Here is a 754-nt window from a genome sequence, read left to right as displayed (position 1 = left end):
TTATTATTTAATTTGATTTTGATAATTTTAATTATTAATAATGATAACCTATATTATCATTTAAAGCAATTATCATTATCGCTATTAATCATTGATATTTGATAACTTGGGTTATATACTGACCCGGTCGATAACCACGAGGTAATACTATGACCACTTTTACCGATAGAATAAATTGGGCATTACAAGCATCCGGCTTGTCTCAGCACCAATTAGCCGAGATAGTCAAAATTAGCCAACCCGCAATTCAAAAACTGGTTTCAGGTAAATCAAGCACATCTCGCAAAATTGTTGAAATTGCAACAGCTTTAAATGTTGACCTGTTATGGCTGACCCAAGGCGTTGGGAAACCTGACGTGGGCAAAAACCAAGCCAATGCAAAAATACTGGGAACTATCGATGACTGGGATAGTCAAACACCACTTGATAATGATGAGGTTGAAGTGCCATTTTATAAGGATGTACGGCTATCTGCCGGTGATGGATTTGCAGATGATATTGAAGATTATAATGGTTACAAGTTAAGACTGTCTCGTTCTACCATGCGCCGCTATGGCATTGATAAAGATTGTGCGGTCTGCTTAACAGTTTATGGTGACAGTATGGAGCCTGTTTTTCAAGATGGTGCCACCGTTGCTATTGACCAGGCCGATACCAGTATTCGTGATGGTAAAATTTATGCGATTAATCATGACGGGTTACTCCGAATCAAAATTCTGGAAAAACTACCCGGTAATCAAATCAAAATCAGAAG

The 754-nt window shown here is 37.9% G+C and carries 1 protein-coding gene; it reads left to right on the top strand.

The window, feature by feature from the left end; genetic code table 11:
- Positions 1 to 149: 149 nt before the first annotated feature.
- On the top strand, positions 150 to 754 hold a 605-nt coding region (locus J3U56_RS11990; RefSeq protein WP_267367952.1), incomplete at its 3' end, for an XRE family transcriptional regulator.

It is taken from the genome of Gilliamella sp. B2824 (genome assembly GCF_026536245.1).
Classification (GTDB): Bacteria; Pseudomonadota; Gammaproteobacteria; order Enterobacterales; family Orbaceae; genus Gilliamella.
The sequence above is the reverse complement of the archived record's forward strand: the minus strand, read 5'-3'. Positions and strand labels throughout refer to the sequence as shown.